The following is a 25,981-nucleotide window of genomic DNA, read 5'->3' as shown; positions in this document are numbered from 1 at the left end:
TCGAACGCCTCGCCTCATATCTGAACAGAATTCCTGACTCAGAAGACTAGGGCCTGTCTGACAATTCGCGTCGGATCAGGCCGGGTCGTTCGGTGCGTGACCCGACGGGAATTTTCAGACAGGTCCTAGGGGCACAGGCGTCCCTCGAACGGCCATGTGCCCGGCGCATACTCCAATTGGCGGGCCCCCGGGCGGTTACCGACCTTGGGGCCCGGGCAGACGTCGAGGTATGGGCTGGACGCACGACTACAGTGACACGGCACGCGACCGCCGCTCGGCCACGGGGCCGGGCTCCCGGGAGAGGGGTGGCCCCCAGGACACGGGCCGCGCGCACGACGTGCCAGAGGTGGGGATCTCGCGCATCCTGCGACGCCGGGCCCGCTGGGTCTCGGCCCGGCTCCGGCATCCACGCGACTGACCCGACGGCCGACCGGCCCGCCGGGTCCCCGCGCTCCCGAACCTGGACATCCGCTGTCCGGCGAGCATCCGCTGTCCGGCCTGACCGGCCGGACACCCCCTAGAGGGCGCAGGCCTGGGTGTCGACCTGCTGGTCGGCGGTCCGGCCGCGCTCGATGTCCTCGCGGATCTCGTCGACCGTCAGGGCGTAGCCGGTGTTCGCGTCGTCGAGGGAGCGGGCGAAGATCACGCCGTACACCTCGCCGTCCTCGGTGAGGAGCGGACCGCCGGAGTTCCCCTGCCGGACCGTCGTGTACAGCGAGTAGACCTCCCTGCGGACCTGGTCGCGGTGGTAGATGTCGGGTCCGGTGGGGCTGATGCGGCCCCGGACGCGCGCCGAGCGCACGTCGTACGAGCCGTTCTCCGGGAAGCCGGCGACGATCGCGTCGTCGCCGCTGCGGGCGGCCTCGTCGGTGAAGGTGAGCGGCGTGGCCTTGAGGTCCGGAACGTCCAGGACGGCGATGTCGCGCTGCCAGTCGTAGAGGACGACCTTGGCGTCGTAGAGCCTGCCCTCGCCGCCTATCTGCACGGTCGGCTCGTCGACGCCGCCGACGACGTGGGCGTTAGTCATGATCCGGCGGTCGGCGAAGACGAAGCCGGTGCCTTCGAGGACCTTGCCGCAGCTCTGGGCAGTGCCGACGACCTTGACGATGGAGCGCTGGGCGCGGGCGGCGACGGGGCTGTGGGCGAGCGCCGGGTCCGGGGGAAGCACCTCGGTGATGGGCTCGTTGGCGAAGGGGCTGAAGACCTGGGGGAAGCCCGTGCGGGCGAGCGTCGAGCTGAAGTTGGCGAACCAGGTGGAGGCCTGATCCGGCATCACCTGGGAGACGCCGAGGAGCACCTTGGAGTTCCGCACCTCCTTGCCCAGGGTGGGCAGCGTGGTGCCGGCCAGGGCGGAGCCGATCAGCCAGGCCACGAGCAGCATCGCGACCACGTTGACGAGGGCGCCGCCGGTGGCGTCGAGGGCGCGCGCGGGCGACCAGGTGATGAACCGGCGGAGCTTGTTGCCGAGGTGGGTGGTGAACGCCTGGCCGATCGAGGCGCAGACGATGACCACCATCACGAAGATGACCGTCGCCGTCGTCGAGACCTCGCTGTTGTCGGTCAGCTGGTCCCAGAGGATCGGGAGCAGCAGGACGGCGACGAGGCCGCCGCCGAGGAACCCGAGCACCGAGAGGATGCCGACCACGAATCCCTGGCGGTAACCGATGATCGCGAACCAGACGGCGGCGAGCAGCAACAGGATGTCCAGCACGTTCACCGTCAGTAGCCTCGCAGATTCGTTTCCGGTCGCCCGGGGCGAGCTCGACCGGAGGCCGGACCCGCACCCGGAGGTCAGCCTGTCATGAGCGCCAGTCGAGCGGGACCTGTCTCGTGCGGTCCCATGGACGCTCCCAGCCGGCGAAATGGAGTAGCCGGTCGATCACTCCGGCGGTAAAACCCCAGACCAGAGCGGATGCGACGAGGAACGCGGGGCCCTGGTGGCCGCTCGGGTGGAGGGTGGTCGCGCGGTTCGCGGGATCCGTGAGATCCGCCACGGGCACGGTGAAGACCCGGGCGGTCTCGCCGGGGTCGACGACCCCGACCGGGCTGGGGGTGCGCCACCAGCCGAGGACGGGGGTGACGACGAAGCCGCTGACCGGGATGTAGAGCTGGGGCAGCACGCCGAAGAGCTGGACGCCGGCGGGGTCGAGGCCGGTCTCCTCCCGGGCCTCGCGCAGGGCGGCGCGGAGCAGTCCGCCGTCGGCCGGCTCGCCGTCCTCGGGGTCGAGGGCGCCGCCGGGGAAGGAGGGCTGACCGGCGTGCGAGCGCAGGCTGCCGGACCGCTCCATGAGGAGCAGTTCGGGACCGCGCTCGCCCTCGCCGAAGAGGACGAGGACGGCGGACTGGCGGCCGGCCCCGCTCGCGGGCGGCAGGAAGCGGCTCAGCTGCTCGGGCCGCACCGTCCGGGCGGCCCGGTCGACGGGTCCCAGCCAGGCGGGCAGTCCGTCCCGGCTGAGCAGGCCGCCCGTGCCGGGTCCGTGGATGTCTTCGTCAGTGCGCGTCATAGGCACCCCCGTGGTTCTCAACGCGATCAGTGGACGGGTTCGTTCCCGGGGCCCGCTCCGGGAGGGTCGGGCTCCAGGGCCCCGGGGCCGGTGGCGCCGATTCCAGGGGCTCGGCCCGGGGCCGGTGGCGCCGATTCCAGGGGCTCGGCCCGGGGGCGGCGGCGCCGAAGCCCGGGGCCCGGCTCCGGGGCCCCGGGGTCGGGCTCAGGCGCTCGCGCCCAGGGGTGGTGCCGGGCGGCCGGGGTAGCCGGGCGGCGGGTTGAGCCGCTGGCCCGGGAGGCCGCCCATCTCGTACTTCAGCAGCTTCCTGGCCTTCTCGGGGTCGGTCTCGCCCTCGCCGTACGAGGGGCAGAGGTGGGTGATCGGGCAGGCTCCGCAGGCGGGCTTGCGGGCGTGGCAGATCCGGCGGCCGTGGAAGATCACCCGGTGCGAGAGCATGGTCCACTCGCTCTTCGGGAAGATCTCGGCGATCTCCGCCTCGATCTTGACCGGGTCCTCCTGCTCGGTCCACTTCCAGCGCCGGACGAGCCGCATGAAGTGGGTGTCGACGGTGATGCCGGGGACCCCGAAGGCGTTGCCCAGGACGACGAAGGCGGTCTTGCGGCCGACGCCGGGCAGCTTGACGAGGTCGTCGAGGCGGCCGGGGACCTCGCCGCCGAAGTCGTCCCTGAGGGCGGCCGCGAGACCCATGATCGACTTGGTCTTCGCGCGGAAGAAGCCGGTGGGGCGGATGAGCTCCTCGACCTCCTCGGGCACGGCGGCCGCGAGGTCCTCGGGCGTGGGGTACTTCGCGAAGAGGGCGGGGGTGGTCTGGTTGACCCGCAGGTCGGTGGTCTGCGCCGAGAGGACCGTGGCGACGAGCAGCTCGAAGGGATTGCGGAAGTCGAGCTCCGGATGGGCGTACGGGAAGACCTCGGCGAGCTCCCGGTTGATCTTGCGTGCTCTGCGGACCATCGCGAGCCGCGATTCGGGCTTCGCGGGCTTCACGGGCTTCCGATTCGCGGCTTTCACCCGTTTCGACACGCCGTGTTCGCCCACGGCGGAATTACCTTCGGCCGACACTCTTCCAGCCCCCTTGGCCTGCGCTCTCACCGGCGAGTTGGACACCCGGCCAGCCTAGGGGCCGCCGCCGACATCCGCCCCGGGCGTGGCCGATCCGCCCCCAATCGGGCCCCTGGCGTACGGACGGGTAGCTCCGTGGGTCAAACTTGCTGTGATTGATCGCACTGTTTTGTGCGTCCGGCATCATGGGACCCAGGTCCTTTGAGCAGGTCGACAGTAGGAGAGAACTCGTGGACGACGTTCTGCGGCGCGCCCCGCTCTTCGCGGCGCTCGATGACGAGCAGGCAGCCGAGCTGCGCGCCTCGATGAGTGAGGCGACGCTCGCCCGTGGCGACGCGCTCTTCCACGAGGGCGACCCCGGTGACCGCCTCTACGTGGTCACCGAGGGCAAGGTGAAGCTGCACCGCACCTCCCCCGACGGCCGCGAGAACATGCTGGCCGTCCTGGGTCCCGGCGAGCTGATCGGCGAGCTCTCGCTCTTCGACCCGGGCCCGCGCACCGCCACCGCCACCGCGCTGACCGAGGTCAAGCTGCTCGGCCTCGGCCACGGCGACCTCCAGCCCTGGCTGAACGCCCGCCCCGAGGTCGCCACCGCACTGCTGCGCGCGGTCGCCCGCCGGCTGCGGAAGACCAACGACCAGATGTCCGACCTGGTCTTCTCCGACGTCCCGGGCCGTGTCGCCCGTGCGCTCCTCGACCTGTCGCGCCGCTTCGGCGTGCAGTCGGAGGAGGGCATCCACGTCGTCCACGACCTCACCCAGGAGGAGCTGGCCCAGCTGGTCGGCGCCTCCCGCGAGACGGTCAACAAGGCGCTCGCCGACTTCGCCCAGCGCGGCTGGCTGCGCCTGGAGGCCCGCGCCGTGATCCTGCTCGACGTGGAGCGCCTCGCGAAGCGCTCGCGCTGAGCCCGTCCGGCGGATCAGGGCCGGACAGGACCTGACACCAGACGTACGCGGAAGGCCGCCCCGGTCCGAGGACCGGGGCGGCCTTTCACGTACCCGCGGGGACGGTCAGCGCTTCGAGCCGTCCACGATCACCGGGGCGGAGACGCCGTTGCCGCAGGGCACGGTGTAGATCGCGTTCTTCGCCGCGGCCTCCTTGAACGCGTCGATGCACTGGTTCATCAGGACCTTGTCCGTCAGCGAGTCGTTGAGGATCTTGTTGGCGCGGGCGATGCCCTCCGCCTCGATCCGGCGCCGGTCGGCCTCCGCCTTGGCGGTGCGGGAGGCCTCGATGGCCCGCTCGGTGGCCTGCTGCTGCTGGATCTTGCGGTCGATCTGGCCCTGGAGGGCGTCCGAGGGCTTCACGTTGCGCAGGTTGACCGTGGTCACGACGATGCCGCGCGGGGCCAGGCGCTCCTTGATCAGGTCACCGATCTCGGCGTTGATCTTCTCGCGGTCGGAGGCGTACCCCTGCTCGCTCGAGTAGCGGGCGAAGACGTTGCGGACGATCTCCCGGCTGTCGGGGTAGACGAGCCGCTGCTGGATGGCGTCCTCGGTGCCCGCGAGCTTGTACAGCTCGACGGCCTTGGACGGGACGACGGCCCACTTCACCGTCACCTCGGCGTACATGACACCGCCCTGGGAGGAGCGGACCTCGACCACGTCCTTGTCGGAGAGGTTGAGGTCGACCGGGCGGGTCGAGAAGGTCGTGACGTTGGTGAAGGGCGACTTCACGTGCATGCCCGAGGTCATGGGCGAGCCGACCTTGCCGAAGGCGACCGGCACGCCGACCTCGTACGCGCTGATCACGTAGGTCATGCTCACGATCAGCGAGAAGACACCGGCCAGGACGGCGCCGAGGGCACCGAGCTTCAGCCCCGTCGAGTCGTTGGCACGGCCTACGAAAAAGAGCACCACTGCGGCTATGACCAGCAGGATGGCGATGACGAACACGGGCGTTCCCCCCGAAAGCTACGGCCAGAAGTAAGCGGAGCGTAAAACACGGGTCAAGCTGACCGAATGGTCGGGGGCCCACTCGGTTCAGGATCGTGACACTCCGGGCTCAGACCTGGCCGCGCTCCCGCAGGTACTCCAGCTGCGCCCGGACGGACAGCTCCGCCGCCGGCCACAGCGAGCGGTCCACGTCCGCGTAGACATGGGCGACGACCTCCGCCGCCGTCCGCAGGCCGCTCGCGACCGCCGACTCCACCTGGGCGAGCCTGCCCGCCCGGTGCGCGAGGTAGAACTCCACGGCCCCCTGCGCGTCCTCCAGGACCGGCCCGTGCCCGGGCAGGACCGTGTGGACCCCGTCGTCGACGGTCAGCGAGCGCAGCCGCCGCAGCGAGTCCAGGTAGTCGCCGAGCCGCCCGTCCGGGTGCGCCACCATCGTCGTCCCGCGCCCCAGGATCGTGTCCCCCGTCAGCACCGCCCGGTCGGCCGGCAGATGGAAGGAGAGCGAGTCCGAGGTGTGCCCGGGCGTCGGAACGACCCGCAGCTCCAGACCGCCGACGGTCACCACGTCCCCCGCGCCGAGCCCCTCGTCGCCGAGCCGCAGCGCCGGGTCCAGCGCCCGTACGGCCGTCCCGGTCAGCTCGGCGAAGCGCCCGGCGCCCTCCGCGTGGTCCGGGTGGCCGTGGGTCAGCAGGGTCAGCGCGACCCGCTTGCCGAGCATCGAAGCGGTGTCGACGACATGGCGCAGATGACCCTCGTCGAGGGGACCCGGGTCGACCACGACGGCCAGGTCCGAGCCCGGCTCGGAGAGGAGCCAGGTGTTGGTGCCGTCAAGCGTCATGGCGGACGGGTTCGGCGCCAGGACGTTCACGGCGCGGGGAGTCGCGGGCCCGGAGACCACGAGACCGCGCGGCTGCCCGGGCAGCGCCGCCGCGTCGCTCATCGCGCACCCCCGGTCGGGATGATCTTGGTGAACTCCTCGTGCCCCGGCCAGCTCAGGACCAGCTCGTCGCCCTCCAGGCGGGCCTGGGCGAGCACCGGGGTCATGTCCTGGCCGCCCGCCGCCGCCAGCGCCTCGGCCGCCGTGCCGTACGGCTCCAGGGTGCGCAGGGTCGAGATCGTCGGCGGCATCATCATCAGCTCGCCCCGGTCGTAGCCGGCCGCGGCCTCCGCCGGGCGGATCCAGACCGTGCGGTCCGCCTCGCCGGAGACGTCCCGGGTGCGCTGCCCGGCCGGCAGCGCGGCCACGAAGAACCAGGTGTCGTAACGGCGCTGCTCGAACTCCGGCGTGATCCAGCGGGCCCACGCGCCCAGCAGGTCCGAGCGCAGGACGAGCCCGCGCCGGTCGAGGAAGTCGGCGAAGGACAGCTCGCGGGCGACCAGTGCCTCCCGGTCGCGCTCCCACTCCTCGCCGGTCGTGTCGCCGACCACGGTGTCCGCGGTCTCGCCGGCGAGCAGGACGCCCGCTTCCTCGAACGTCTCGCGCACGGCGGCGCAGACCACGGCCTGGGCCTGCGCGGGGTCGTCGAGACCGAGCCGCCCGGCCCACTCGCCGAGGGAAGGGCCCGCCCAGCGGACCGGCTGCTCGTCGCGCGGGTCGACACCGCCGCCGGGGTAGGCGTACGCGCCTCCCGCGAAGGCCATCGAGGCGCGGCGGCGCAGCATGTGGACGTCAGGCCCCGCCGCCGCGTCCCGCAGGAGCAGCACGGTGGCGGCGCGGCGGGGCGCCACCGGGGTGAGCTCACCGGCGGCGAGGGCGCGGATGCGGTCGGGCCATTCCGGCGGGTACCACTGACCGTTCGACTGATTCGGCTGACCATTCGGCATGGCCGGATGCTATGCGCAAGCATCGGAATGCACGAGAGCCGGCTTCCCCGGAACGGGAAAACCGGCTCCACGCGCGCGTGCGGAACGTCAGGCCTCGACGAGCTCGACCTGGACCTCGACCTCGACCGGGGCGTCGAGCGGCAGCACGGCCACGCCGACGGCGCTGCGGGCGTGCACGCCCTTGTCGCCGAGCACGGCGCCGAGCAGCTCGCTGGCGCCGTTGATCACGCCGGGCTGGCCGGTGAAGTCCGCGGCGGAGGCGACGAAACCGACGACCTTCACGACGCGCTTGATGCGGTCGAGGTCACCGGCGACCGACTTCACGGCCGCGAGGGCGTTGAGCGCGCACGTGGCGGCGAGCTGCTTGGCCTCCTCGGCGGTGACCTCGTCGCCGACCTTGCCGGTCACCGACAGCTTGCCCGCCACCATCGGGAGCTGGCCCGAGGTGTAGACGTACACGCCCGACTGCACGGCCGGCTGGTACGCGGCCAGCGGGGGCACGACCTCCGGCAGGGTCAGGCCGAGCTCGGCGAGCCTCGCCTCGACGGCCCCGCTCACGACTTGGCCCGCTTCAGGTAGGCCACGAGCTGCTCGGGGTTGTTCGGCCCGGGCACGACCTGGACGAGCTCCCAGCCGTCCTCGCCCCAGGTGTCCAGAATCTGCTTGGTCGCGTGCACCAGAAGCGGCACCGTGACGTACTCCCACTTGGTCATGGGCCGACTGTATCCGCTGTCGGCGGGCTGCCTTCCGAGGCGGCCTGCGGGACGGCCCCGCGGCTCCCCCGAAGCACCCCCGCGGTGCGGGGCGACGCGAGCCCTGCCTGATCGGCAAGAAGCCCCCTAGGGGGCTTCTCCGGGGCGGTCAGCTGATTGGGCACGGCCGCCAGTGGTTAGGCTCGACAGCGTGAGCAGGCTCCAGGTCGTCAGTGGCAAGGGCGGTACCGGTAAGACGACGGTCGCCGCCGCCCTCGCCCTCGCCCTCGCGACGGAGGGGAAGCGGACCCTCCTCGTCGAGGTCGAAGGCAGACAGGGCATCGCACAGCTCTTCGAGACGGAGGCGCTTCCGTACGAGGAGCGCAAGATCGCCGTCGCGCCGGGCGGCGGCGAGGTGTACGCGCTGGCGATCGACGCCGAGCGCGCGCTCCTCGACTACCTCCAGATGTTCTACAAACTGGGCAGCGCCGGGCGGGCCCTGAAGAAACTCGGCGCGATCGACTTCGCGACGACGATAGCCCCGGGGGTCCGTGACGTCCTGCTGACCGGCAAGGCCTGCGAGGCGGTCCGGCGGCGCGAGAAGCACGGCGGCCACACGTACGACCACGTCGTCATGGACGCGCCGCCCACCGGCCGCATCACCCGCTTCCTCAACGTCAACGACGAGGTCGCGGGCCTGGCCAGGATCGGCCCGATACACAACCAGGCGCAGGCCGTCATGCGGGTCCTCAAGTCCCCCGAGACGGCGGTCCACCTGGTGACCCTCCTGGAGGAGATGCCGGTCCAGGAGACCGCGGACGGCGTCGCGGAGCTCCGCGACGCCGAACTGCCGGTGGGGCGGGTCGTGGTGAACATGGTCCGGCCGCACGTCCTCGACGGCGCGGCGGTACGGGCCGCCTCCGGCGACCATCGGGACGCGATCGCCCGGACCCTGGCATCGGTCGGCGTCGCGGGCGGCACGCGCCTCGTCGAGCCGCTCCTCGACGAGGCGGTCGAGCACGCCCGCCGGGTGGAGCTGGAGCGGGAGCAGCGCGCGGTCCTCGACGGCATCGGCGTCCCCGCGTACGAACTCCCCTTCCTGGGGGACGGGGCGGACATCGCAGGGCTCTACCGGCTCGCGAAGGAACTGCGGAAGCAAGGGGTGGGCGCGTGACGGAGAAGGCTGCTGCCGGCGGGCTCGACTCCGTGCCGCTCCTGGAGCTCGATCCGCTGATCGACGACCGGGGGACCCGGATCATCGTCTGCTGCGGCGCGGGCGGGGTCGGGAAGACGACGACGGCGGCGGCGCTCGGCGTGCGGGCGGCGGAGCGCGGTCGGCGGGTCGTCGTCCTCACCATCGACCCGGCCCGCCGGCTCGCCCAGTCCATGGGCATCGACTCCCTCGACAACACCCCGCGCAAGGTCGACGGCATCAAGGGCTCCGACGGCGGCGAACTGCACGCGATGATGCTCGACATGAAGCGGACCTTCGACGAGATCGTCGAGGCGCACGCGGACCCCGAGCGGGCGCAGGCCATCCTGCGGAACCCCTTCTACCAGTCCCTGTCGGCCGGATTCGCCGGTACGCAGGAGTACATGGCGATGGAGAAGCTGGGCCAGCTCCGGGCGCGCGACGAGTGGGACCTGATCGTCGTCGACACGCCGCCGTCCAGGTCCGCGCTGGACTTCCTCGACGCGCCGAAGCGGCTCGGCTCCTTCCTCGACGGCACTTTCATCAAGCTGCTGATGGCCCCGGCGAAGGTGGGCGGCCGGGCGGGGATGAAGTTCCTCAACGTCGGCATGTCGATGATGACCGGCACCCTCGGGAAACTGCTCGGGGGTCAGTTCCTCAAGGACGTGCAGACGTTCGTGGCGGCGATGGACACGATGTTCGGTGGTTTCCGGACCCGCGCCGACGCCACGTACAAGCTGCTCCAGGCCCCGGGCACGGCGTTCCTCGTGGTCGCCACGCCGGAGCGGGACGCGCTGCGCGAGGCCGCGTACTTCGTGGAGCGGCTGGCCGCCGAGGAGATGCCGCTGGCGGGTCTCGTACTCAACCGCGTCCACGGCAGCGGCGCCGTTCGGCTGTCGGCCGAGCGGGCGAGAGCCGCCGCGGAAAATCTTGACGAGGGGCGCATTGTGGATCAGGGGGGCGGGAAGGCTGAACTGCGTGGCTCCCCGGCCACCAAGCCCGAGCCGTCCGATCTCGCCACCGCCGCCGCAATCCCCCCGACCGAGGCTGCCCCCACAGCCGAACCGGCCGCACAGCACGACGACGCAGTCGCAGACACACGCACGGACTCAGAACAGCACCCCGACATGGACGTCGACGTTCGTATGCTCACCGCGGGACTTCTGCGCCTGCATGCCGAGCGCATGCGGGTGCTCGCGCGTGAGCAGCGCACGCGCGACCGCTTCACCGCGCTCCACCCCGAGGTGGCGGTGGCCGAAGTGGCCGCCCTGCCCGGCGATGTGCACGACCTCGCCGGGCTGCGGGCCATCGGTGACCGCCTCACGGCCGGGCGGATGCCCTCACCCTGAGCGGTGTCCCCGTCTCCGTACCGCGCACGGTCGCGGTCCAGCCGACCTCAGCGCACGTCTCCGTACCGCGTGCCGATCGGGTTCTAGCCGACCGCCGCGTACTCCTCGTACGTCGCGTCGTCCTCCATGGCGACGGGCAGCAGGCCCGCGCCGCGCTCGTACTCCGTGCGCGCGGTCTCCAGGAGCCGGCGCCACGACGTGACGGTCGGCCTCCTGCGCAGCAGGGCGCGGCGCTCGCGCTCCGTCATGCCGCCCCACACGCCGAACTCCACGCGGTTGTCGAGAGCGTCGGCGAGGCACTCGGTCCGCACCGGGCATCCGGTGCACACCGCCTTCGCCCTGTTCTGTGCCGCTCCCTGCACGAAAAGTTCATCCGGATCGGTAGTGCGGCAGGCCGCCTGCGCACTCCAGTCAGCTACCCAGCCCATACCGGCGCCGTCCTCTCCCGAATCGAGGCTCCCCCACGGCGACAGCGGCATATTCACCGCTGCCAGTTGGGACGTTACGGAAGGTGGGCACAGCGCAACACCCCCTTCGGGCCCAATCTTGGATGGCCCGAACGGACTATGCGTGCGCGTCAGATCACCCAGGGGAGTGATCGAAGGACATGCGTGTGATAGCGGACATATCTCTCAGATACGCCCTTCCTCGACCGGGCCACTTCGGGCACCGTGTGACGCATGAGCCGGAATCGGACACGAGCTTCCCGTGTTTCGGGGTCACGGGAATTCATACCGATGTCACGCACGGGTCTTGATGCGAGACCGCACTGCTGTGACAGTTGTGAGCAGCTTAGGCCAAGGCATATACGCGTGTCCGGCGAATGAGAACGTAGGCTGCCCCCATGGCAAAGAAGCGCTCGGGCGGTGGTCTGACCGGGACCCAGCAGGCCGCCAAGTTCCTCGGTGTCAGTGTGCTCTCCGGAGCCGTGCTGGCGGGCATCGCCCTGCCCGCGGCCGGCGCACTCGGACTGGCCGCGAAGGGCACGGTCGAGGGGTTCGACGAGATCCCCTCCAACCTGAAGACCCCGCCGCTGAGTCAGCGCACCACCATTCTCGACTCCCAGGGCGGACTCATCGCCACGGTGTACTCCCGGGACCGGCAGGTCGTCCCGCTGGAGAAGATCTCCCCGTACATGCAGAAGGCGATCGTCGCGATCGAGGACGGCCGCTTCTACGAGCACGGGGCCATCGACCTCAAGGGCGTGCTGCGCGCGATCAACCGCAACGCGCAGTCCGGCGGAGTCGCGCAGGGCGCGTCCACCCTCACCCAGCAGTACGTGAAGAACGTCTTCGTCGAGGAGGCGGGTGACGACCCCGAGAAGGTCGCCCAGGCCACCCAGCAGACCATCGGCCGCAAGGTCCGCGAGCTGAAGTTCGCGATCCAGGTCGAGGAGGAGCTGGGCAAGAAGAAGATCCTGGAGAACTACCTCAACATCACGTTCTTCGGGCAGCAGGCGTACGGCATCGAGGCCGCCTCCCAGCGGTACTTCTCCAAGCCGGCCGCCAAGCTCGACCTCGGCGAGGCGGCCATGATGGCCGGTCTCGTCCAGTCGCCGAGCCGCTACGACCCCATCAACGACATCCAGGAAGCCACCAAGCGCCGCAACGTGGTCCTCCAGCGGATGGCCGACGTGAAGGACATCAGCCAGGCCGAGGCCGACAAGGCGAAGGCCGCCCCGCTGAAGCTGAAGGTCAAGACGCCGAAGAACGGCTGCATCACCGCCGTCGACGGCTCCGGCTTCTTCTGCGACTACGTCCGCAAGACGATCCTCAACGACCCGGTCTTCGGCAAGACGGCCGAGGAGCGGCAGAAGCTGTGGAACCTGGGTGGTCTCACCATCAAGACCACGCTCGACCCGCGCGCCCAGGCCGCCGCCAACGAGGCCGCCATCGCGAGGGTCAACAAGGACGACCCGGTCGCCGCCTCGGTCGTCCAGGTCCAGCCCGGGACCGGCAAGATCGTCTCGATGGGCCAGTCCCGTCCGTACGGCCTGGACCAGAAGCAGCACCAGACCACGCTCAACCTCGCCGTCGGCAGCAAGATGGGCGGCACGACGTACGGCTTCCAGGTCGGCTCGACGTTCAAGCCGATCACCGCGGCCGCGGCCCTGGAGAAGGGCCTGAGCCCGGCGCAGGTCTTCGACACCCCCACGCAGATCAACATCCCGGAGACCGACTACACCCGCTGCGACGGCAGCCCCGCGGGTTACGGGAACTGGGAGGTGAACAACGAGATCAAGTCGGAGAAGGGCGCCTATGACATGACGAGCGCCCTCGGCAAGTCCATCAACACGTACTTCGCCAAGCTGGAGCAGATGGCCGGCCTGTGCGAGACGCTGACGATGGCGAAGCACGTCGGCTACGAGCGCGAGCTGGGCAAGCCCGTCAAGCAGAGCCCGTCCATCACGCTCGGCAGCATCGAGAGCACCCCGCTCGACATGGCGTCCGTCTACGCGACCTTCGCCAACCGCGGCATGTACTGCACCCCGGTCGTGATCGAGTCGATCAAGGCCGCCAACGGCGACAAGCTGAACGTGCCCCAGTCGAAGTGCTCGCGCGCGATGTCGCAGCACACCGCCGACGTCATCAACCAGATGCTGAAGGGCGTCGTCGAGGACGGCACCGGCACCAAGGCCGGCCTGAGCGACCGCGACAACGCGGGCAAGACCGGTACCACCAACGACCGCAAGGACGCCTGGTTCGTCGGCTACACCCCGAACCTGTCCACCGCCGTCTGGGTCGGCGACGACGTCGGCGAGAAGAAGTCGATGTACGACATCACCATCGGCGGCGAGTACTACGAGAAGGTCTGTGGTGGCTGCCTCCCCGGCCCCATCTGGAAGATCGCGATGACGGGCGCGCTCGACGCGTCCGAGACGCCGGGCTTCAACACCGTCCCCGTGCCGCGGGCCGAGAAGCCCAAGGACCCGGAGGGCGACCAGGGCCCGAACAAGCCCCGCAAGCCGGGTGACGCCAAGCCGGGCGACACCGACCCGACCAACCCGTTCCCCGGCATCACGATCCCGCCGGACATGCTGGGCGGCGGCGACGGCCGCGGCGGCCGCGGGAACCGCTGACGCACCGACAGACGAGAGGGCGCCCCCACCTGGTGGGGGCGCCCTCTCGCGTATCGGCGGCCGATGCCGCGCGGGTTCAGCCCGCGAGCAGCTTCTTGACGGAGGCGGCGACGCGGCCGCCCTCGGCCTGGCCGGCCACCTTCGGGTTCACGATCTTCATGACGGCGCCCATGGCGCGCGGCCCCTCGGCGCCCGCGGCCTTCGCCTCCTCGACGGCCGCCGCGACGATCCCGTCGAGCTCCTCGTCGCTGAGCTGCTTCGGCAGGTACGCGTCGAGGAGGACGCCCTCCGCCTTCTCCCGCTCGGCGGACTCGTGGCGACCGCCCTGCGCGAAGGCCTCGGCGGCCTCGCGGCGCTTCTTCGCCTCCTTGGCGATCACCTTCTGCACCTCGTCGTCGGAGAGTTCGCGCTTCGTCTTGCCCGCGACCTCCTCCTTCGTGATGGCGGTGATCGTGAGTCGCAGCGTCGAGGAACGCAGTTCGTCGCGCTCCCTGATCGCGGCGTTGAGGTCGGCCTTGAGCTTCTCCTTGAGCGTGGTCATGGGGACAAGTGTGGCAGGTCTCCCGCCCCACCCGCCCGCGCATTTCCACCGCACGGGTCTGCGACGATGGGGGGATGCGCGCACGGTACGGGATCCCCCTGAAGGTCACTGCAGGTCTGACGGCGGCGGCCGCGGCCGGACTCGTCTACGCCGCCGGTTTCGAGGCCCGCTCGTTCCGGCTGCGCCGACTGACGGTCCCGGTCCTCCCGCCCGGCATGCGCGACCTGCGCGTCCTCCAGGTCTCCGACATCCACATGGTGTGCGGCCAGCGCAAGAAGCAGGCCTGGCTCCAGTCCCTCGCGGGGCTGCGCCCCGACTTCGTCGTCAACACCGGTGACAACCTGTCCGACCCGGACGCGGTGCCCGAGGTCCTGGACGCGCTCGGCCCGCTGATGGAGTTCCCGGGCGTGTACGTCATGGGCTCCAACGACTACTACGGGCCGACGCCGCGCAACCCCGCCCGCTACCTGAAGGAGAAGGCCCAGGGCCGCCACGGCCTCAACGGCAACGGGCCCGTCGTCGGTGCCCGCCACAACCCGTGGGAGCCCATGCGGGACGGCTTCGACGCGGCCGGCTGGGTCGACCTCACCAACACCCGCGGCCGGCTGAAGCTGCCCGAGGCCGACCTGGCGTTCACCGGACTCGACGACCCGCACATCAAGCGCGACCGCTACGAGCGGGTGGCCGGCGGCCCCGACGCGTCGGCCGACTTCACGGTGGGCGTCGTCCACGCCCCGTACCTGCGCTCGCTCGACGCCTTCACCGCCGACGGGTACGAGCTGATCCTCGCCGGACACACCCACGGCGGGCAGCTGTGCATCCCCTTCTACGGGGCGCTCGTCACCAACTGCGACCTCGACACGGACCGGGTGAAGGGGCTCTCCACCCACACGGTCGCCGACCGCACCTCGTACCTCCACGTCTCCGCGGGCTGCGGCACCAACCGGTACACCCCAGTCCGTTTCGCCTGCCCGCCCGAGGCCACCCTGCTCACCCTGACCGCCCGCGCCTGAGCACTTACGGTGGGGGGATGCTCACGCCCCGGTCCTCGGCCGTGCCGGCCGCCGCCGTCTCGCCCCCCGCCCCGCACCGGCCGTACGCCGCGGCATTCCGGGGCCTGATCGCCTTGGCCGCGGCGACGGGCCTGGTCATCGAATGCGTCCACGGCAACGTGCTCGTCGTCCTCAGCTTCTTCACGATCTGGTCCAACGTCCTGGTCGCCGTCGTCCTCGGCTGGGGCGCCGCCCGCGCCTGGACCCGCCGCCCTCCGCTGCCCGCCCTGTGGACCGGAGGGGTCCTGCTCTGCATCTCGGTCGTCGGCCTCGTGTTCCACCTGGTCCTCGACAACCCCGCGAGCCAGTTCAACCAGGCCGCCGAGATCGCCCGCCTCAGCGGTGCCAGGGCCGTCGCCAACCAGCTCCTCCACACCGTGAGCCCCATCGGCACGGCCCTCGACTTCCTCCTCCTGACCGCGCCCGGCGCCCTCCGGCCGCGCCACGCCGCCCAGTGGCTCGCCGTCCCCGGCCTCTACCTCGCCTTCGCCCTGGTTCGCGGCGCCCTCCTCTCCCCCGGCTCCGCCGCCCGCTACACGTACCCGTTCCTCGACGTCACCCTCCACGGCTACGCCGGCGTCGCCGTCAACGCCGTCGTCCTCGGCGCGGCCTTCTACCTCCTCGGCCTCGCCATCGTCGGCCTGGACCGCATCCGACCCGCCCCGCCGTCCCCCGAATACCGGATTTCGTCTGAGCGCGCGCGTGGGCTAAAGTAAGCGATGTCGCCGCGACGTGAAGCACAGAGCAGCGACATCGGGGTGTAGCGCAGCTTGGCAGCGCGCTTCGTTCGGGACGAAGAGGTCGTGGGTTCAAATCCCGCCACCCCGACAGCCGTAAGACCTTCAGGGGCCTGATCCGCGAAAGCGGGTCGGGCCCCTGAGTGGTTTCCGGGGTCTTGCGTTCGGCGCTCCGGGCCGGTTCCCGCGGCCGCTGCGAGAGAGGCGCTCGCACCGCCCGCGGAAAGCTGACCGCGCGAGCCCGGCCTGATCGGCGAGACACCCCCGAGCCCCCCGATACCCCCGATACCCCCGATACCCCTAGATGATCGGGGGGCGGCCCAGGCGGGTCATGCGGAGGACGGTGGACCAGCGGATGGGGCGGCGGGGGCCGCAGGGGCGGCGGAGGCCTTCGGCGAAGCCGGCGAACCAGGCGGCGAGGCCGGGGAGGGAGCGGGTCCGCGCGAGGGTGAGGAGGGTCCAGACGCCGAGGTAGAGGGGGACGAGGAGGGCCGGGAGGTTGCGCTTGGCGAGCCAGACGCGGTTGCGGGCGGTCATCCGGTGGTAGACGGCGTGGCGGGCGGGGCTGGTCTTGGGGTGCTGGAGGAGGAGCTCGGGCGCGTAGAGGATCTTCCAGCCGGCGTCGAGGGCGCGCCAGGCGAGGTCGGTCTCCTCGTGGGTGAAGAAGAAGTCCTCCGGCCAGCCGTCGATCCGGTCGAGCATCCGCATCGACAGGCCGTGGCCGCCGCCGAGGAAGGTCGTGACCTCACCGCCGCGCAGCGGGTCCTTCGCGCCGAGGCGGGGGACGTGCCGACGCTGGGTCTCGCCGGTCTCGTCGGCGATGCGGAAGGAGACGACGCCGAGGGCGGGGTCCGCCGCGTACAGGTCGGCGAGGCGGCGGAGGACGTCGGTGTCGACGAGGAGGCCGTCGTCGTCGAGGTCGACGACCACGTCGACGTCGCCGAAGGCGCGCAGCGTCTCGATGGCGACGTTACGGCCGCCTGACACGCCCCGGTTCTCGGGCAGTTCGACGCCGGTCACGCCTTCGGGGAGGTCCGGGAGCGAACCGGTGCCGTTGCCGACGACGACGATCCGGGCGGCCGGCTCGTCCTGCCGCGCGACGGAGTCGAGGAGCGCCCGCAGTTCGGCGGGGCGCGTGCCCATCGTCAGTACCGCCACACCCATACGCGGTCGTGCCACGACCCACTCCGTCCCACATGCGTGAATGCTCCGGGCCGCGATGCTAGCCGCCTGCCGACACGACCCGTTCACCCGGCGTGCAGCCGGACGCCGGAGAGCCGTCATGCCCGGCGGCCCGTCACGCCCCGCGAGCCTTCGCGTCCAGCGGTCCGGGACGCCCCCCGCGAGCCATCGCGTCCGGTGCTCCGTCATGGGCGGGGGCCGGTACGGAGGGGAGCGCGGCGAGGGGCGGTGGCCGGCGGCTCTACGCTGGTTCCCTTCCGTCAGGTTGATCGATCGTCGAAAGGGTGGTCTCCAGGTGCTGGTCGCGGACCGATATCGGCTTCATGTGTGTATCGGCCGGGGCGGCATGGGCGAGGTGTGGCAGGCCACCGACGAGGTGCTGGGCCGGGCCGTGGCCGTGAAGCTGATGCTGGCACAGGGGACCGACCCCTCCGCCGCCGACCGGTTCCGGCTGGAGGCGCAGACCGCCGCCCGGCTGAGTCACCCGCACGTGGTGGGCGTCTTCGACTTCGGCACGTGGGACGGAAAGCTTTTCCTGGTCATGGAGTTGGTCGAGGGCGACAGCCTCGCCGGCAGCCCGTCCGACCCGCTGCTGCTGCCCGCCGAGCGGGTCGCCGTGGTCGCCGCGCACGCCGCCGCCGGGCTCGCGGCCGCGCACCGGCAGGGGGTGGTGCACCGGGACATCAAGCCGGGGAACCTGCTCGTCGACGCCGAGGGGACGGTGAAGCTGGCCGACTTCGGCATCGCGCGGTTCGTCGACGATCCCTCGGCGGCGCTCACGACGACGGGTCAGATCGTGGGCACGGGGCTGTACCTGGCGCCCGAGCGGGCCCTCGGGCAGCCGGCCTCGCCCGCGTCCGACGTGTACTCGCTCGGCTGCGTGCTGTACCAACTCCTCACCGGTCGCCCGCCGTTCCGGGCGGACACGGCGACGGCGCTGCTGTACCAGCACATCGACACCCCGCCGGTGCCGCCGACCCGACTCGGGGCCGCCCTGCCGCCCGAGTTCGAGACCTATCTGCTGAGCCTGCTGGCCAAGCAGCCGGAGCAGCGGCCCTCGGCGCAGTCGATCGCGGACTGGTTCTCCTCCGGTGCGTGGCGGTCCTACGGGCAGCCCGCCCCGGGCGTGGCCCGTCCGCCCCGTGCCCCGCACCACACCGGTGTCCCCGGCCGCGGCCCCGCCGTCGCCGCACACCCGACGCCGATGCCGACGCCGATGGCGGGGTCGGGCTCGGGGGCGATGCCGATGGCGGGGTCGGGGGCGATGCCCGGGGCCGCGCCCATGCCCGGGGCCGTCCCCCGGCAGCCCGGACCGTCCCGGTCGGCTGCCCGGGCGCCACGGACCGCTAGTGGTCCCGGCACCGCGTCGCGGCGGCGTGAGCGGTCGGGCGGCACGGGCGGGGGGCTCGCCGAGCTCTCCAGACGGCGGCCCCGCAAGACTGCGGCCGTCGCCGGGGCGATCGCCTTCGTCGTCTTCCTGATCATCGGGATGGCCTGGCTCTCCTGAGCCCGACGGACCGGGCCCTCAGAGGCCCGCCCCGGCCTTCGGGACCGCGCTCAGTACAGCCGCGGTGCCATCACCTGCCCCTCGCCGTCGGCCGTGGCGAGAAGGAGGCAGCGGGGGACGCCGGGCCCCGGGGTCGCCCGGATGGTGACGGGCGTCGGTGGGTCGGTGGGGAGCTCGATGGGGACGGTGACCGGCCGGTCGGCCTTCGTGGTGGCGTAGCCGGTCTCCTTGCCGTCGACGAGGACCTCGACGACGGAGGTGTGCCCGGTCTGCACGGTCGCGGAGACCGAGTGCCCGAGGTAGTCGATGTGGAAGTGGTGGCGTGCCCTCATGGGCCACCTCCGTACCGCCGGAGTGGGACGCGTATCTCCAGAGTAGGTACGGTCCGGCGCTCCCGCCGCTCCGAAGTGCGGTCGTAGTACCCCGGTGTTCAGATGGACCGGTACGCCGAACCACCGCCCGCGCGAACGGAGCCCCTGGTCCATGAGCGATGCCCTGCCCTCCTTCGAGGACGCGACCGACTTCGACAACGCCGACCGGGGCTTCCTCGGCTCCCTCGTCCCCGGTGTGGTGAAGGCCGACGACGGCCGGGTGGTCTGGGACAACGACGCCTACGAGTTCCTGAAGGCGGAGTGCCCGGAGACCGCGCACCCCAGCCTGTGGCGGCAGGGCCGGCTGTGCGCCCGCCAGGGCCTGTACGAGGTGACCGACGGCATCTACCAGGTGCGGGGCCTGGACATCTCCAACATGACGATCGTCGAGGGCGAGCGCGGGATCGTGGTCATCGACCCGCTGATCTCCGTGGAGACCGCGGCCGCCGCCCTCGCGCTGTACAAGGAGCACCGCGGTGACCGGCCGGTCACCGGGGTGATCTACACGCACTCGCACGGCGACCACTTCGGCGGCGTCCGCGGCGTCCTCCCGCACGGCACCGAGGAGGGCGTGCCGATCCTCGCCCCGGCCGGTTTCCTGGAGCACGCGGTCAGCGAGAACGTGTACGCGGGCAACGCCATGACCCGCCGGGCGAGCTACATGTACGGCGTCGGCCTCCCGAAGGCCCCGGACGGCCAGATCGGCGTGGGTCTGGGGCAGGCCGCATCGACGGGCACGATCAGCCTGATCCCGCCGACCGTGGACATCACGGAGACCGGGCAGGAGGAGACGGTCGACGGCGTGCGGATCGTCTTCCAGCTCACGCCGGGCACCGAGGCACCCGCCGAGATGAACTTCCTCTTCCCCGACCACCGCGCCCTGTGCCTGGCGGAGAACGCCACGCACAACATGCACAACGTGCTCACCCTGCGCGGCGCGGTCGTCCGCGACTCCCGGATCTGGGCCCAGTACCTGGACGAGGCGATCGAGTACTTCCACGGGCGGTACGACGTCGGCTTCGCCTCCCACCACTGGCCCACCTGGGGTCACGACAACGTGGTGGAGTTCCTCGCCGGGCAGCGGGACCTGTACGCGTACATGCACGACCAGACGCTCCGGCTGCTGAACGCGGGGTACACGGGAGTCGAGATCGCCGAGCGGATCGAGCTGCCGCCCGCCCTGGAGAAGGCGTGGCACGCCCGCGGCTACTACGGCTCGCTCAGCCACAACACGAAGGCGATCTACCAGCGCTACCTCGGCTGGTACGACGGCAACCCGGCCCACCTCTGGGAGCGGCCGCCCGCCGAGCTGGCCGCGCGGTACGTGGAGGTGGCCGGCGGCGCCGCCGACGCCCTCGCCAAGGCCCGGGCGTACGCCGAGGACGGCGACCTGCGCTTCGCGGCGACCCTCCTCGACCACGTGGTCTTCGCCGACCCCGGGAACGAGGAGGCGAAGGAGGTCCTCGCCGGGGTGTACCAGCGGCTGGGGTACGGCGCCGAGAACGCCACCTGGCGCAACTTCTACCTGCGCGGCGCCCAGGAGCTCCGCGACGGCGTCGCGGGGGAGATGGTCGACATGACCAACCCCGAGATGTCGATGGCCCTCTCCGTCCCGATGCTGATCGACTCGGTCGCCGTGGCGATCGACGGGCCGCGTGCCTGGGACGACGACCTGACGATCGACCTGGTCCTGCTGGACGCCCCGACGGGCGCGGGCGAGCGGCGGCGCCTGACCCTGCGCAACGGGGCTCTCACCCACCGGGTGGCCGCCGCGCCCCGGACGCCCGCCGGGCTCACCCTCACCCTCGGGGGGAAGGCGCAGCTGCTCGGTCTGCTCGGCGGCAAGAGCCCGCAGGAGCTCGGGATCGGGGTGGAGGGCGACCCCGCGCTGCTCGTCCGGCTCCTGTCGTACGTGACGAAGCCCGACCCGTTCTTCCCGATCGTCACCCCGTGAGGAGACCGCGATGAACCGGACCGACCGCTCTCAGCGCACGGCCCACGCCAGGACCCCCAGCAGGATCAGCGTCAGGCAGATCCCGAGGTTGACCACCTTGTACTGGAGGAAGACCGCGACGAACTCGCGGATGGTCGCCGACGGCCAGAAGTAGGCGGCGGTCGGGGATCCCACCACCTGGCCGTCGAGGCCCGCACGGCGGGCCGTCAGGGCGGCCCGGAAGGCGTGGAAGTTGTTGGTGACGATCACGCAGGAGGAGCCCGGCCGGTCCCGCTCCATCAGCTCCTTGCTGCGGAGCATGTTCTCCTCGGTCGTCCGGGAGCGGTCCTCGCGCAGGACCGCGCCGGCCGGGAAGCCGCGCTCGACGAGGTAGTCGGCCATCGCGTGGGACTCGGGCAGCGCCTCGTCGGGACCCTGGCCGCCCGAGGTGATGAGGACGGGTGCGTCCCCGCCGCGCGCGGCCAGCATCTCGTACACCTGCCTTCCGCGGTCCAGGCGGCTCGCGAGGAGCGGCGGCACGCGGTGGCCGCCGACGAGTCCCGAGCCGAGGACCACCACGTAGTCGGCGTCGCGACGGATCCGCATCCGGCCGTACAGGTAGGCGTAGCCGACGAAGCAGAGGAAGAGGAACGAGACGTAGGCGAGGACGAGCAGGGTGGTGCCGACGAGGACACCGAGGGCCGGCGAGCGGGTGACGGCCGCGGCGATCGCGAGGCCCATCAGCGCGAACATGCCGAGTCCGGCGAGGAGCGCGAGCAGGTTGGCCGGGCGTCTGCCCTCCTTGCGGACCATCTTCACGCCGTTAGCGCAGAGCAGTGCGGCGAGGACGACCGGGCCGAGGCCGAGGACGAGCAGTCCGACGATCATCACGGTCTCGGCGACGCCGGGCGGGGCGTCGTCGATGCCCGCGAGGAGCCCGATGCCGAGGAAGGTGACGGCGAGCCCGAGGTACACCGCGTTGCCGAAGCGGCGCCGGTCGCGCAGCACACCCGCCGCGAAGAGCAGCAGGAACACGGCGGCCACGACGAAGGCGAACATTCCGACATCGTAGACAGGGCCTCGGACAAGGGGCCCAGGCCGGGACCTGAAGGGCCGGAACCTGTCGGACCCGACCCGACGGGCCGGAACCTGTCGGACCCGAACTGAAGGGCCGGAACCTGTCGGTCCCGACCCGACGGGCCGGAACCTGTCGGTCCCTGAACCGCCGTCGGGCTCCTAGCCTTCGCCCGCGAGCATGAACAGGCCGCGCCTCGCGCCCTCTTCGTACGCGCTCTTCAGGTCCGTGTCGTCGAACAGGGCCCGGAGGGCCGCCTCCCCGCGGGCGCGTGTCACCACGCAGTACTCCGCGGGCCGGTACGAGGAGTCGAAGACCGAGGTGCGCAACAGGTCGACCGCGCCGAGGAGATGGGCCGCCTCGTCGTGGCACCCGTCCAGCGCCCGCATCTGGGCCAGGAGTTCCGCGGCACAGGCCGCGCCCACCGCGGAACCGAGGCGCAGGTGCTCGCGCAGGGCCCGCCGGGCGTACTCCGCGGCCCGCCCCCGGTCCCCGTCCCAGGCCACGAGTTCGGCCCGTACGTGGTACGCCCAGGCGTCGGCGAACAGGTCGCGGCCCACCCAGGCCCGACGGCTCTCCCGGTCCAGGTCGGCCTGGTCCAGCGCCTCCTGGGCGGCCTCCGGCTCGGTGCGGCACAGGGAGAGCGCGAGGCCGACCCAGCACGCCCGCCGGGTCGGCCCGAACTCCGGGTGCTCCTCCATCAGGACCAGCGCGTCCCGGAATTCGGCCGCCGCCGCGCGCGTACGCCCCTGGTAGAGGGCGGTCGAGCCGCGCAGATGGGCGAGGAGCGCCAGGCAGCGGTCGTCCCCGTCCCGTACGGCCGCCGCCCACGCCTGCACGAGGAGCGGGTCGGCGTCCTCGGGGCGGCCCGACTCCAGCTCCAGGAAGGCGGCGAGCCACAGGGCGCGGGCGGGCGCGGGTCCCGCGTGCAGGCTGAGGGCGTGCCGCAGCCGGGCCCGGCCCTCTGCGATGCGCCCGCAGGCCACCCACAGGAACCACAGGGAGACCGCGATGTCGACGGCCGTGTCGGCCTCGTTGCTCGGCGACAGCGGCGCGGTCGTGGGGTCCATGGCGGCCGCCAGGTCGGGGAGTTCCCGCAGGGCGAGGTCCCTGGCGTCGAGCTGCCGGCCGCGCTGCCACCAGTCGGCGGCCTGCCGGGCCAGCTTCACGCACCACCTGCGGTGGTGCAGGACGACCACCCAGCGGTCTCCGCGCGCGGTGAGCCGGCGGGCGCCGACGGCCCGCATCGGGTGCGGCATCCAGTAACGGGGCAGGCCTTCCTCGCCGTCGAAGAGGTCGTCGACGGGGAGCAGCGCGAGGGGCGCGAGCCGGTCCAGGACCGCCTGGATGTCCTTGGCGGGCAGCGCGCCGGAGGCGCAGACCTCACGGACGGCGTCCCTGCCGAAGGCGCCCTCGAAGACGGACAGCCGCTCCCACAGGAGCTGTTCGGCCGGTCCGCAGCCGGCGTAGCCGCTCTCGGCGGCGGCGAGCTGGTCGAAGCCGACCGGCTCGCCCCACAAGATTGCGCTTTCCGCCGATTCTCCTGCCCACATCGCCCCAGCCCCCGTGTTCCTTCTCCGTCCTTCTCCTGTGACTTAGGACGGATTTCATGGAAATCAGCCACCGTCGCGGCTTGAATGCATTTGCCCTGGTCCACATCCTGGGGCTTCCCGGAGCCCGCACCCAGGGTTTGCCCGGGATCGACCAAGGAGGTACATGGATACCGGGGAATCCGTCCTGGGAGAAGCGGATCTGTCACTGATCCACGCATTGCAGATCGCCCCGCGCGCCAGCTGGACCCAGCTGTCGGCGGTCCTGGGCACGAGTCCCGACACCCTCGCCCGGCGCTGGGAGCACCTCAACTCCGGAGGCTACGCCTGGAACTCCCTGCTCGCCGCCCGTCTGGGCACGGACGCCACCCTGCACGCCTGGATCGAGCTGGAGTGCGTCCCCGGCGACGCGGAGGCCACCGCCGTCGAGGTCGCCGGCGACCCCTGCACCCTCGGCGTCCACCAGGTGACGGGCGACGCCGATCTGGTGCTGCTCGTGGCCTGGCCCGACCTGTACGCGCTCGACGCCTACCTCGCCGACCGCATCCGGCGGCTGCCCGGGGTGGTCCGGTCCCGCACCCAGGTCGTCACCCGGCTCCACAACCGCCCGTACCGGTCCCGGCTCGAACAGCTCCCCCCGGGACAGGCCCAGCTCCTCGCCGAGACCGTGAACGGCGACCGGCGGCCCCGCCTCGCGCACGCGCGCGCGTACCCGTACGTCACGGAGCTCGACCGCAGACTGGTCGCGGAGCTCGCCGGAGACGCCCGCCGCAGCGCCGCCGAACTCGCCCGGCAGTGCGGCACGAGCGAGTCCACGGTGCGCCGCCGCCTGGACACCCTCACCAGTGCCGGCGTGCTCCACCAGCACTGCCAGGCCGCCCCCCGGTTCTCCGGGCGCCCGGTCTGGGCGATGGTCACGGCCGACGTCCCGCCCCTGGAGGTGTCGGCGACGGTGGCGGCGCTGACCCGGCTGCGGCAGACCCGCGTGATCACCTCGGTCACCGGGCCGCACAACCTGGCCCTCGCCATGTGGCTCCGTACCGTCGACGAACTGCACGACATCACCGCGGCGATGGTGCGGGCCGCCCCGGCGCTCCGCGTCGCGGGCACCTCGCTCTCGCTCCGCACCCACAAGATAGGGGCGCAGGTCCTCGGCCCGGACGGCCGCCGGACCCACCACGTGCGGCCCTACAGCGCCCCCTGAACGCGGGGCCGACGGCACCGCTGACAGTGCGCCCCGGGCCGTGTTCTGATGGGCGCATGGAGTTCGCCGTGTTCGTGACGCTGCCCGGCCTGGTCATCCTGCTCACCGTGATCGCCTTCGCCGACCAGCTGCTGCGCGTGACGGGGCGCGGCAAGCGCACCGGCCAGGTCTCCTCGACCGGCTTCGAGCAGCTGCACGCGACCTTCTCGCAGGGCAAGCAGAACGAGCTCAAGGAGCGCCAGAGCTCCCTGGTCATGCGCGACGACGAGGAGGACGGCGCCCCGCCCCACCACTCGACGGTGGATCTGAAGGGCGGACGCGCCGTCATCAGGCTCGGCCGGTCGTAGCGGTCAGGCCGGGCGGGAGGCCTTGACCGAGTACATCAGGGGGATGCGGGGGCGGTCCGCGGGGAACCGGTAGTAGCCGTCCTCGTGCCGCTGGAGCGCGCCGTAGCGCGGGAACAGCGACGCGTCGTGCTCGTGGAGGAACTCGATCCGCAGACCGGCCTCGGCGAGCGCCGTGACGACCTCGCCGACCGGGTGCACCCACTCCACGCTGCGGTTGTGGACGGTCGTGGCGTCGAGGTCGGCGTACGTGCCCGGCGTCGTGTCCACCCAGGGATCACGGACGAAGTAGTCGTGGACGACCCGGCTTCCGGTCTCGTCGTCGAGCGAGTCGGTCAGCGGGTGGAACTCCGCCACGTAGAGGAAACCGCCGGGCGCGACCAGCGAGGCGGCGGTCTCCGCCCAGCGGTCGATGTCCGGGAGCCAGCACAGCGCCCCGCTGCCGGTGTAGACGATGTCGTACGCGCGGTCCGGGACGGCCTCCGCCGCGTCGTACACGTCGGCGGCGACGAACGCGGCCCGCTCCTGCGGGAGGCCCAGGTCGGCGGCGAGCGAGCGGGCGGTGTCGACGGCCGGCTCGGAGAAGTCCAGGCCGACGACGTGCGAGGCGCCGTGCCGGGCCCAGGAGAGCGTGTCGAGGCCGATGTGGCACTGGAGGTGCAGCAGGGAACGCCCGGTGACGTCGCCGACCTCGGCGAGCTCGAAGTCGCGCAGGGCGTCCTTGCCCGCGCGGAAGGCGTCGAGGTCGTAGAACTCGCTCGCGGCATGGATCGGGACGCGCTCGTCCCAACGCGCGCGGTTGGCCTCGAGCCAGTCTTCGGGGGTCGGAGAGTACATGTCGGCGAGGTTATCCACAGGCCGGGGAGGACGCGACCCGAATTGTCGGCC

General features: G+C 71.8%; 26 protein-coding genes and 1 tRNA gene. 12 read left to right on the top strand and 15 right to left on the bottom strand.

The window, feature by feature from the left end; genetic code table 11:
• Positions 1-229 precede the first annotated feature (229 nt).
• Positions 230-418 carry a hypothetical protein gene (locus tag OO54_RS47230; RefSeq protein ID WP_017240135.1) on the top strand — a complete coding sequence of 63 codons (189 nt, stop codon included), beginning with the start codon at positions 230-232 and terminating at the stop codon, positions 416-418.
• A 99-nt stretch (positions 419-517) separates the two neighbouring features.
• Here OO54_RS47230 and OO54_RS09605 read toward each other — a convergent pair whose 3' ends face one another.
• From OO54_RS09605 to nth, 3 genes are all read right to left on the bottom strand, one after another.
• Complete coding sequence (locus OO54_RS09605) at positions 518-1,717, bottom strand: MarP family serine protease (RefSeq protein ID WP_033202405.1); 1,200 nt, start codon at positions 1,715-1,717, stop codon at positions 518-520.
• Between the two features lie 82 nt (positions 1,718-1,799).
• Positions 1,800-2,504 carry an NUDIX hydrolase gene (locus OO54_RS09600; protein ID WP_033202404.1) on the bottom strand — a complete coding sequence of 235 codons (705 nt, stop codon included), beginning with the start codon at positions 2,502-2,504 and terminating at the stop codon, positions 1,800-1,802.
• A gap of 204 nt (positions 2,505-2,708) precedes the next feature.
• Complete coding sequence (nth, locus tag OO54_RS09595) at positions 2,709-3,566, bottom strand: endonuclease III (RefSeq protein ID WP_033202403.1); 858 nt, start codon at positions 3,564-3,566, stop codon at positions 2,709-2,711.
• Between the two features lie 230 nt (positions 3,567-3,796).
• Between nth and OO54_RS09590 the strand changes: the two genes are divergently transcribed.
• Positions 3,797-4,471, top strand: a complete 675-nt coding sequence (locus OO54_RS09590; protein WP_015034542.1) for a Crp/Fnr family transcriptional regulator — start codon at positions 3,797-3,799, stop codon at positions 4,469-4,471.
• 105 nt (positions 4,472-4,576) lie between these two features.
• Here the strand turns inward: OO54_RS09590 and OO54_RS09585 are convergent, their stop codons facing one another.
• The 5 genes from OO54_RS09585 to sp36 all read right to left on the bottom strand — a co-directional run bounded on the left by OO54_RS09585 (position 4,577) and on the right by sp36 (position 7,998).
• Positions 4,577-5,461, bottom strand: a complete 885-nt coding sequence (locus OO54_RS09585) for a prohibitin family protein (RefSeq protein WP_033202402.1) — start codon at positions 5,459-5,461, stop codon at positions 4,577-4,579.
• Between the two features lie 109 nt (positions 5,462-5,570).
• Entirely contained in the window at positions 5,571-6,401 is an 831-nt protein-coding gene (locus OO54_RS09580; RefSeq protein ID WP_033202401.1) for an MBL fold metallo-hydrolase, read from the bottom strand.
• On the bottom strand, positions 6,398-7,285 hold the full coding sequence (locus OO54_RS09575) for an NUDIX hydrolase (RefSeq protein WP_033202400.1): 888 nt from the start codon (positions 7,283-7,285) through the stop codon (positions 6,398-6,400). The genes OO54_RS09580 and OO54_RS09575 overlap by 4 nt, the downstream gene beginning before the upstream one ends.
• Before the next feature lie 87 nt (positions 7,286-7,372).
• Positions 7,373-7,843, bottom strand: coding sequence for a RidA family protein (locus OO54_RS09570; RefSeq protein WP_017240142.1), 471 nt, complete (start codon positions 7,841-7,843; stop codon positions 7,373-7,375).
• On the bottom strand, positions 7,840-7,998 hold the full coding sequence (sp36, locus tag OO54_RS44980) for a Sp36 family protein (RefSeq protein ID WP_015034547.1): 159 nt from the start codon (positions 7,996-7,998) through the stop codon (positions 7,840-7,842). Before sp36 ends, OO54_RS09570 begins: the two co-directional genes overlap by 4 nt.
• 190 nt (positions 7,999-8,188) lie before the next feature.
• Between sp36 and bagA the strand changes: the two genes are divergently transcribed.
• A complete protein-coding gene (gene bagA, locus OO54_RS09565; protein ID WP_200146768.1) occupies positions 8,189-9,151 on the top strand; it encodes an ATPase BagA in 963 nt (320 codons plus the stop codon).
• Entirely contained in the window at positions 9,148-10,518 is a 1,371-nt protein-coding gene (gene bagB, locus OO54_RS09560) for an ATPase BagB (RefSeq protein WP_033202398.1), read from the top strand. The genes bagA and bagB overlap by 4 nt, the downstream gene beginning before the upstream one ends.
• A gap of 83 nt (positions 10,519-10,601) precedes the next feature.
• Here bagB and OO54_RS09555 read toward each other — a convergent pair whose 3' ends face one another.
• The gene (locus tag OO54_RS09555) at positions 10,602-10,946 is read right to left on the bottom strand and encodes a WhiB family transcriptional regulator (RefSeq protein ID WP_030495795.1); all 345 of its coding nucleotides are present in this window, start codon (positions 10,944-10,946) and stop codon (positions 10,602-10,604) included.
• 416 nt (positions 10,947-11,362) lie between these two features.
• Between OO54_RS09555 and OO54_RS09550 the strand changes: the two genes are divergently transcribed.
• Positions 11,363-13,597, top strand: a complete 2,235-nt coding sequence (locus OO54_RS09550) for a transglycosylase domain-containing protein (RefSeq protein ID WP_033202397.1) — start codon at positions 11,363-11,365, stop codon at positions 13,595-13,597.
• Positions 13,598-13,673: 76 nt separating this feature from the next.
• On the opposite strand, the gene OO54_RS09545 is transcribed toward OO54_RS09550, so the two are convergent.
• On the bottom strand, positions 13,674-14,138 hold the full coding sequence (locus OO54_RS09545; protein WP_017240147.1) for a GatB/YqeY domain-containing protein: 465 nt from the start codon (positions 14,136-14,138) through the stop codon (positions 13,674-13,676).
• Between the two features lie 74 nt (positions 14,139-14,212).
• On the opposite strand from OO54_RS09545, the gene OO54_RS09540 reads away from it, so the two are divergent.
• The 3 genes from OO54_RS09540 to OO54_RS09530 all read left to right on the top strand — a co-directional run bounded on the left by OO54_RS09540 (position 14,213) and on the right by OO54_RS09530 (position 16,018).
• Entirely contained in the window at positions 14,213-15,151 is a 939-nt protein-coding gene (locus tag OO54_RS09540) for a metallophosphoesterase (RefSeq protein ID WP_033202396.1), read from the top strand.
• Positions 15,152-15,168: 17 nt separating this feature from the next.
• On the top strand, positions 15,169-15,906 hold the full coding sequence (locus tag OO54_RS09535; RefSeq protein WP_033202395.1) for a Pr6Pr family membrane protein: 738 nt from the start codon (positions 15,169-15,171) through the stop codon (positions 15,904-15,906).
• A gap of 38 nt (positions 15,907-15,944) precedes the next feature.
• Positions 15,945-16,018 (top strand) — tRNA-Pro (locus OO54_RS09530).
• Positions 16,019-16,227: 209 nt separating this feature from the next.
• Here the strand turns inward: OO54_RS09530 and OO54_RS09525 are convergent.
• Positions 16,228-17,106, bottom strand: a complete 879-nt coding sequence (locus OO54_RS09525) for a glycosyltransferase family 2 protein (RefSeq protein ID WP_234439556.1) — start codon at positions 17,104-17,106, stop codon at positions 16,228-16,230.
• 298 nt (positions 17,107-17,404) lie between these two features.
• Here OO54_RS09525 and OO54_RS09520 point away from each other — a divergent pair, with 298 nt between their 5' ends.
• Positions 17,405-18,616 carry a serine/threonine-protein kinase gene (locus OO54_RS09520; RefSeq protein WP_078905112.1) on the top strand — a complete coding sequence of 404 codons (1,212 nt, stop codon included), beginning with the start codon at positions 17,405-17,407 and terminating at the stop codon, positions 18,614-18,616.
• A gap of 50 nt (positions 18,617-18,666) precedes the next feature.
• On the opposite strand, the gene OO54_RS09515 is transcribed toward OO54_RS09520, so the two are convergent.
• Positions 18,667-18,948: a hypothetical protein gene (locus OO54_RS09515; RefSeq protein WP_033202392.1), complete on the bottom strand. Its 282-nt coding sequence runs from the start codon at positions 18,946-18,948 to the stop codon at positions 18,667-18,669.
• Between the two features lie 151 nt (positions 18,949-19,099).
• Between OO54_RS09515 and OO54_RS09510 the strand changes: the two genes are divergently transcribed.
• The gene (locus OO54_RS09510; protein ID WP_033202391.1) at positions 19,100-20,941 is read left to right on the top strand and encodes an alkyl/aryl-sulfatase; all 1,842 of its coding nucleotides are present in this window, start codon (positions 19,100-19,102) and stop codon (positions 20,939-20,941) included.
• Between the two features lie 30 nt (positions 20,942-20,971).
• Here the strand turns inward: OO54_RS09510 and OO54_RS09505 are convergent, their stop codons facing one another.
• Both OO54_RS09505 and OO54_RS09500 read right to left on the bottom strand, forming a co-directional pair.
• A complete protein-coding gene (locus OO54_RS09505) occupies positions 20,972-21,979 on the bottom strand; it encodes a YdcF family protein (protein ID WP_033202390.1) in 1,008 nt (335 codons plus the stop codon).
• 177 nt (positions 21,980-22,156) lie between these two features.
• Positions 22,157-23,515, bottom strand: coding sequence for a tetratricopeptide repeat protein (locus tag OO54_RS09500; protein ID WP_234439557.1), 1,359 nt, complete (start codon positions 23,513-23,515; stop codon positions 22,157-22,159).
• A gap of 196 nt (positions 23,516-23,711) precedes the next feature.
• Here OO54_RS09500 and OO54_RS09495 point away from each other — a divergent pair, with 196 nt between their 5' ends.
• A complete protein-coding gene (locus OO54_RS09495) occupies positions 23,712-24,749 on the top strand; it encodes an Lrp/AsnC family transcriptional regulator (protein ID WP_051786808.1) in 1,038 nt (345 codons plus the stop codon).
• A gap of 56 nt (positions 24,750-24,805) precedes the next feature.
• Entirely contained in the window at positions 24,806-25,096 is a 291-nt protein-coding gene (locus OO54_RS09490) for a DUF6191 domain-containing protein (protein ID WP_017240156.1), read from the top strand.
• Between the two features lie 3 nt (positions 25,097-25,099).
• Here OO54_RS09490 and OO54_RS09485 read toward each other — a convergent pair whose 3' ends face one another.
• Positions 25,100-25,930 (bottom strand): class I SAM-dependent methyltransferase, encoded by an 831-nt coding sequence (locus OO54_RS09485; protein ID WP_033202388.1) that lies wholly within the window; start codon positions 25,928-25,930, stop codon positions 25,100-25,102.
• Positions 25,931-25,981 lie beyond the last annotated feature (51 nt).

Origin of the sequence: Streptomyces wedmorensis (assembly GCF_000716445.1) — a bacterium.
GTDB lineage: Bacteria > Actinomycetota > Actinomycetes > Streptomycetales > Streptomycetaceae > Streptomyces > Streptomyces wedmorensis.
This window is presented reverse-complemented; position numbering and strand designations above follow the sequence as displayed.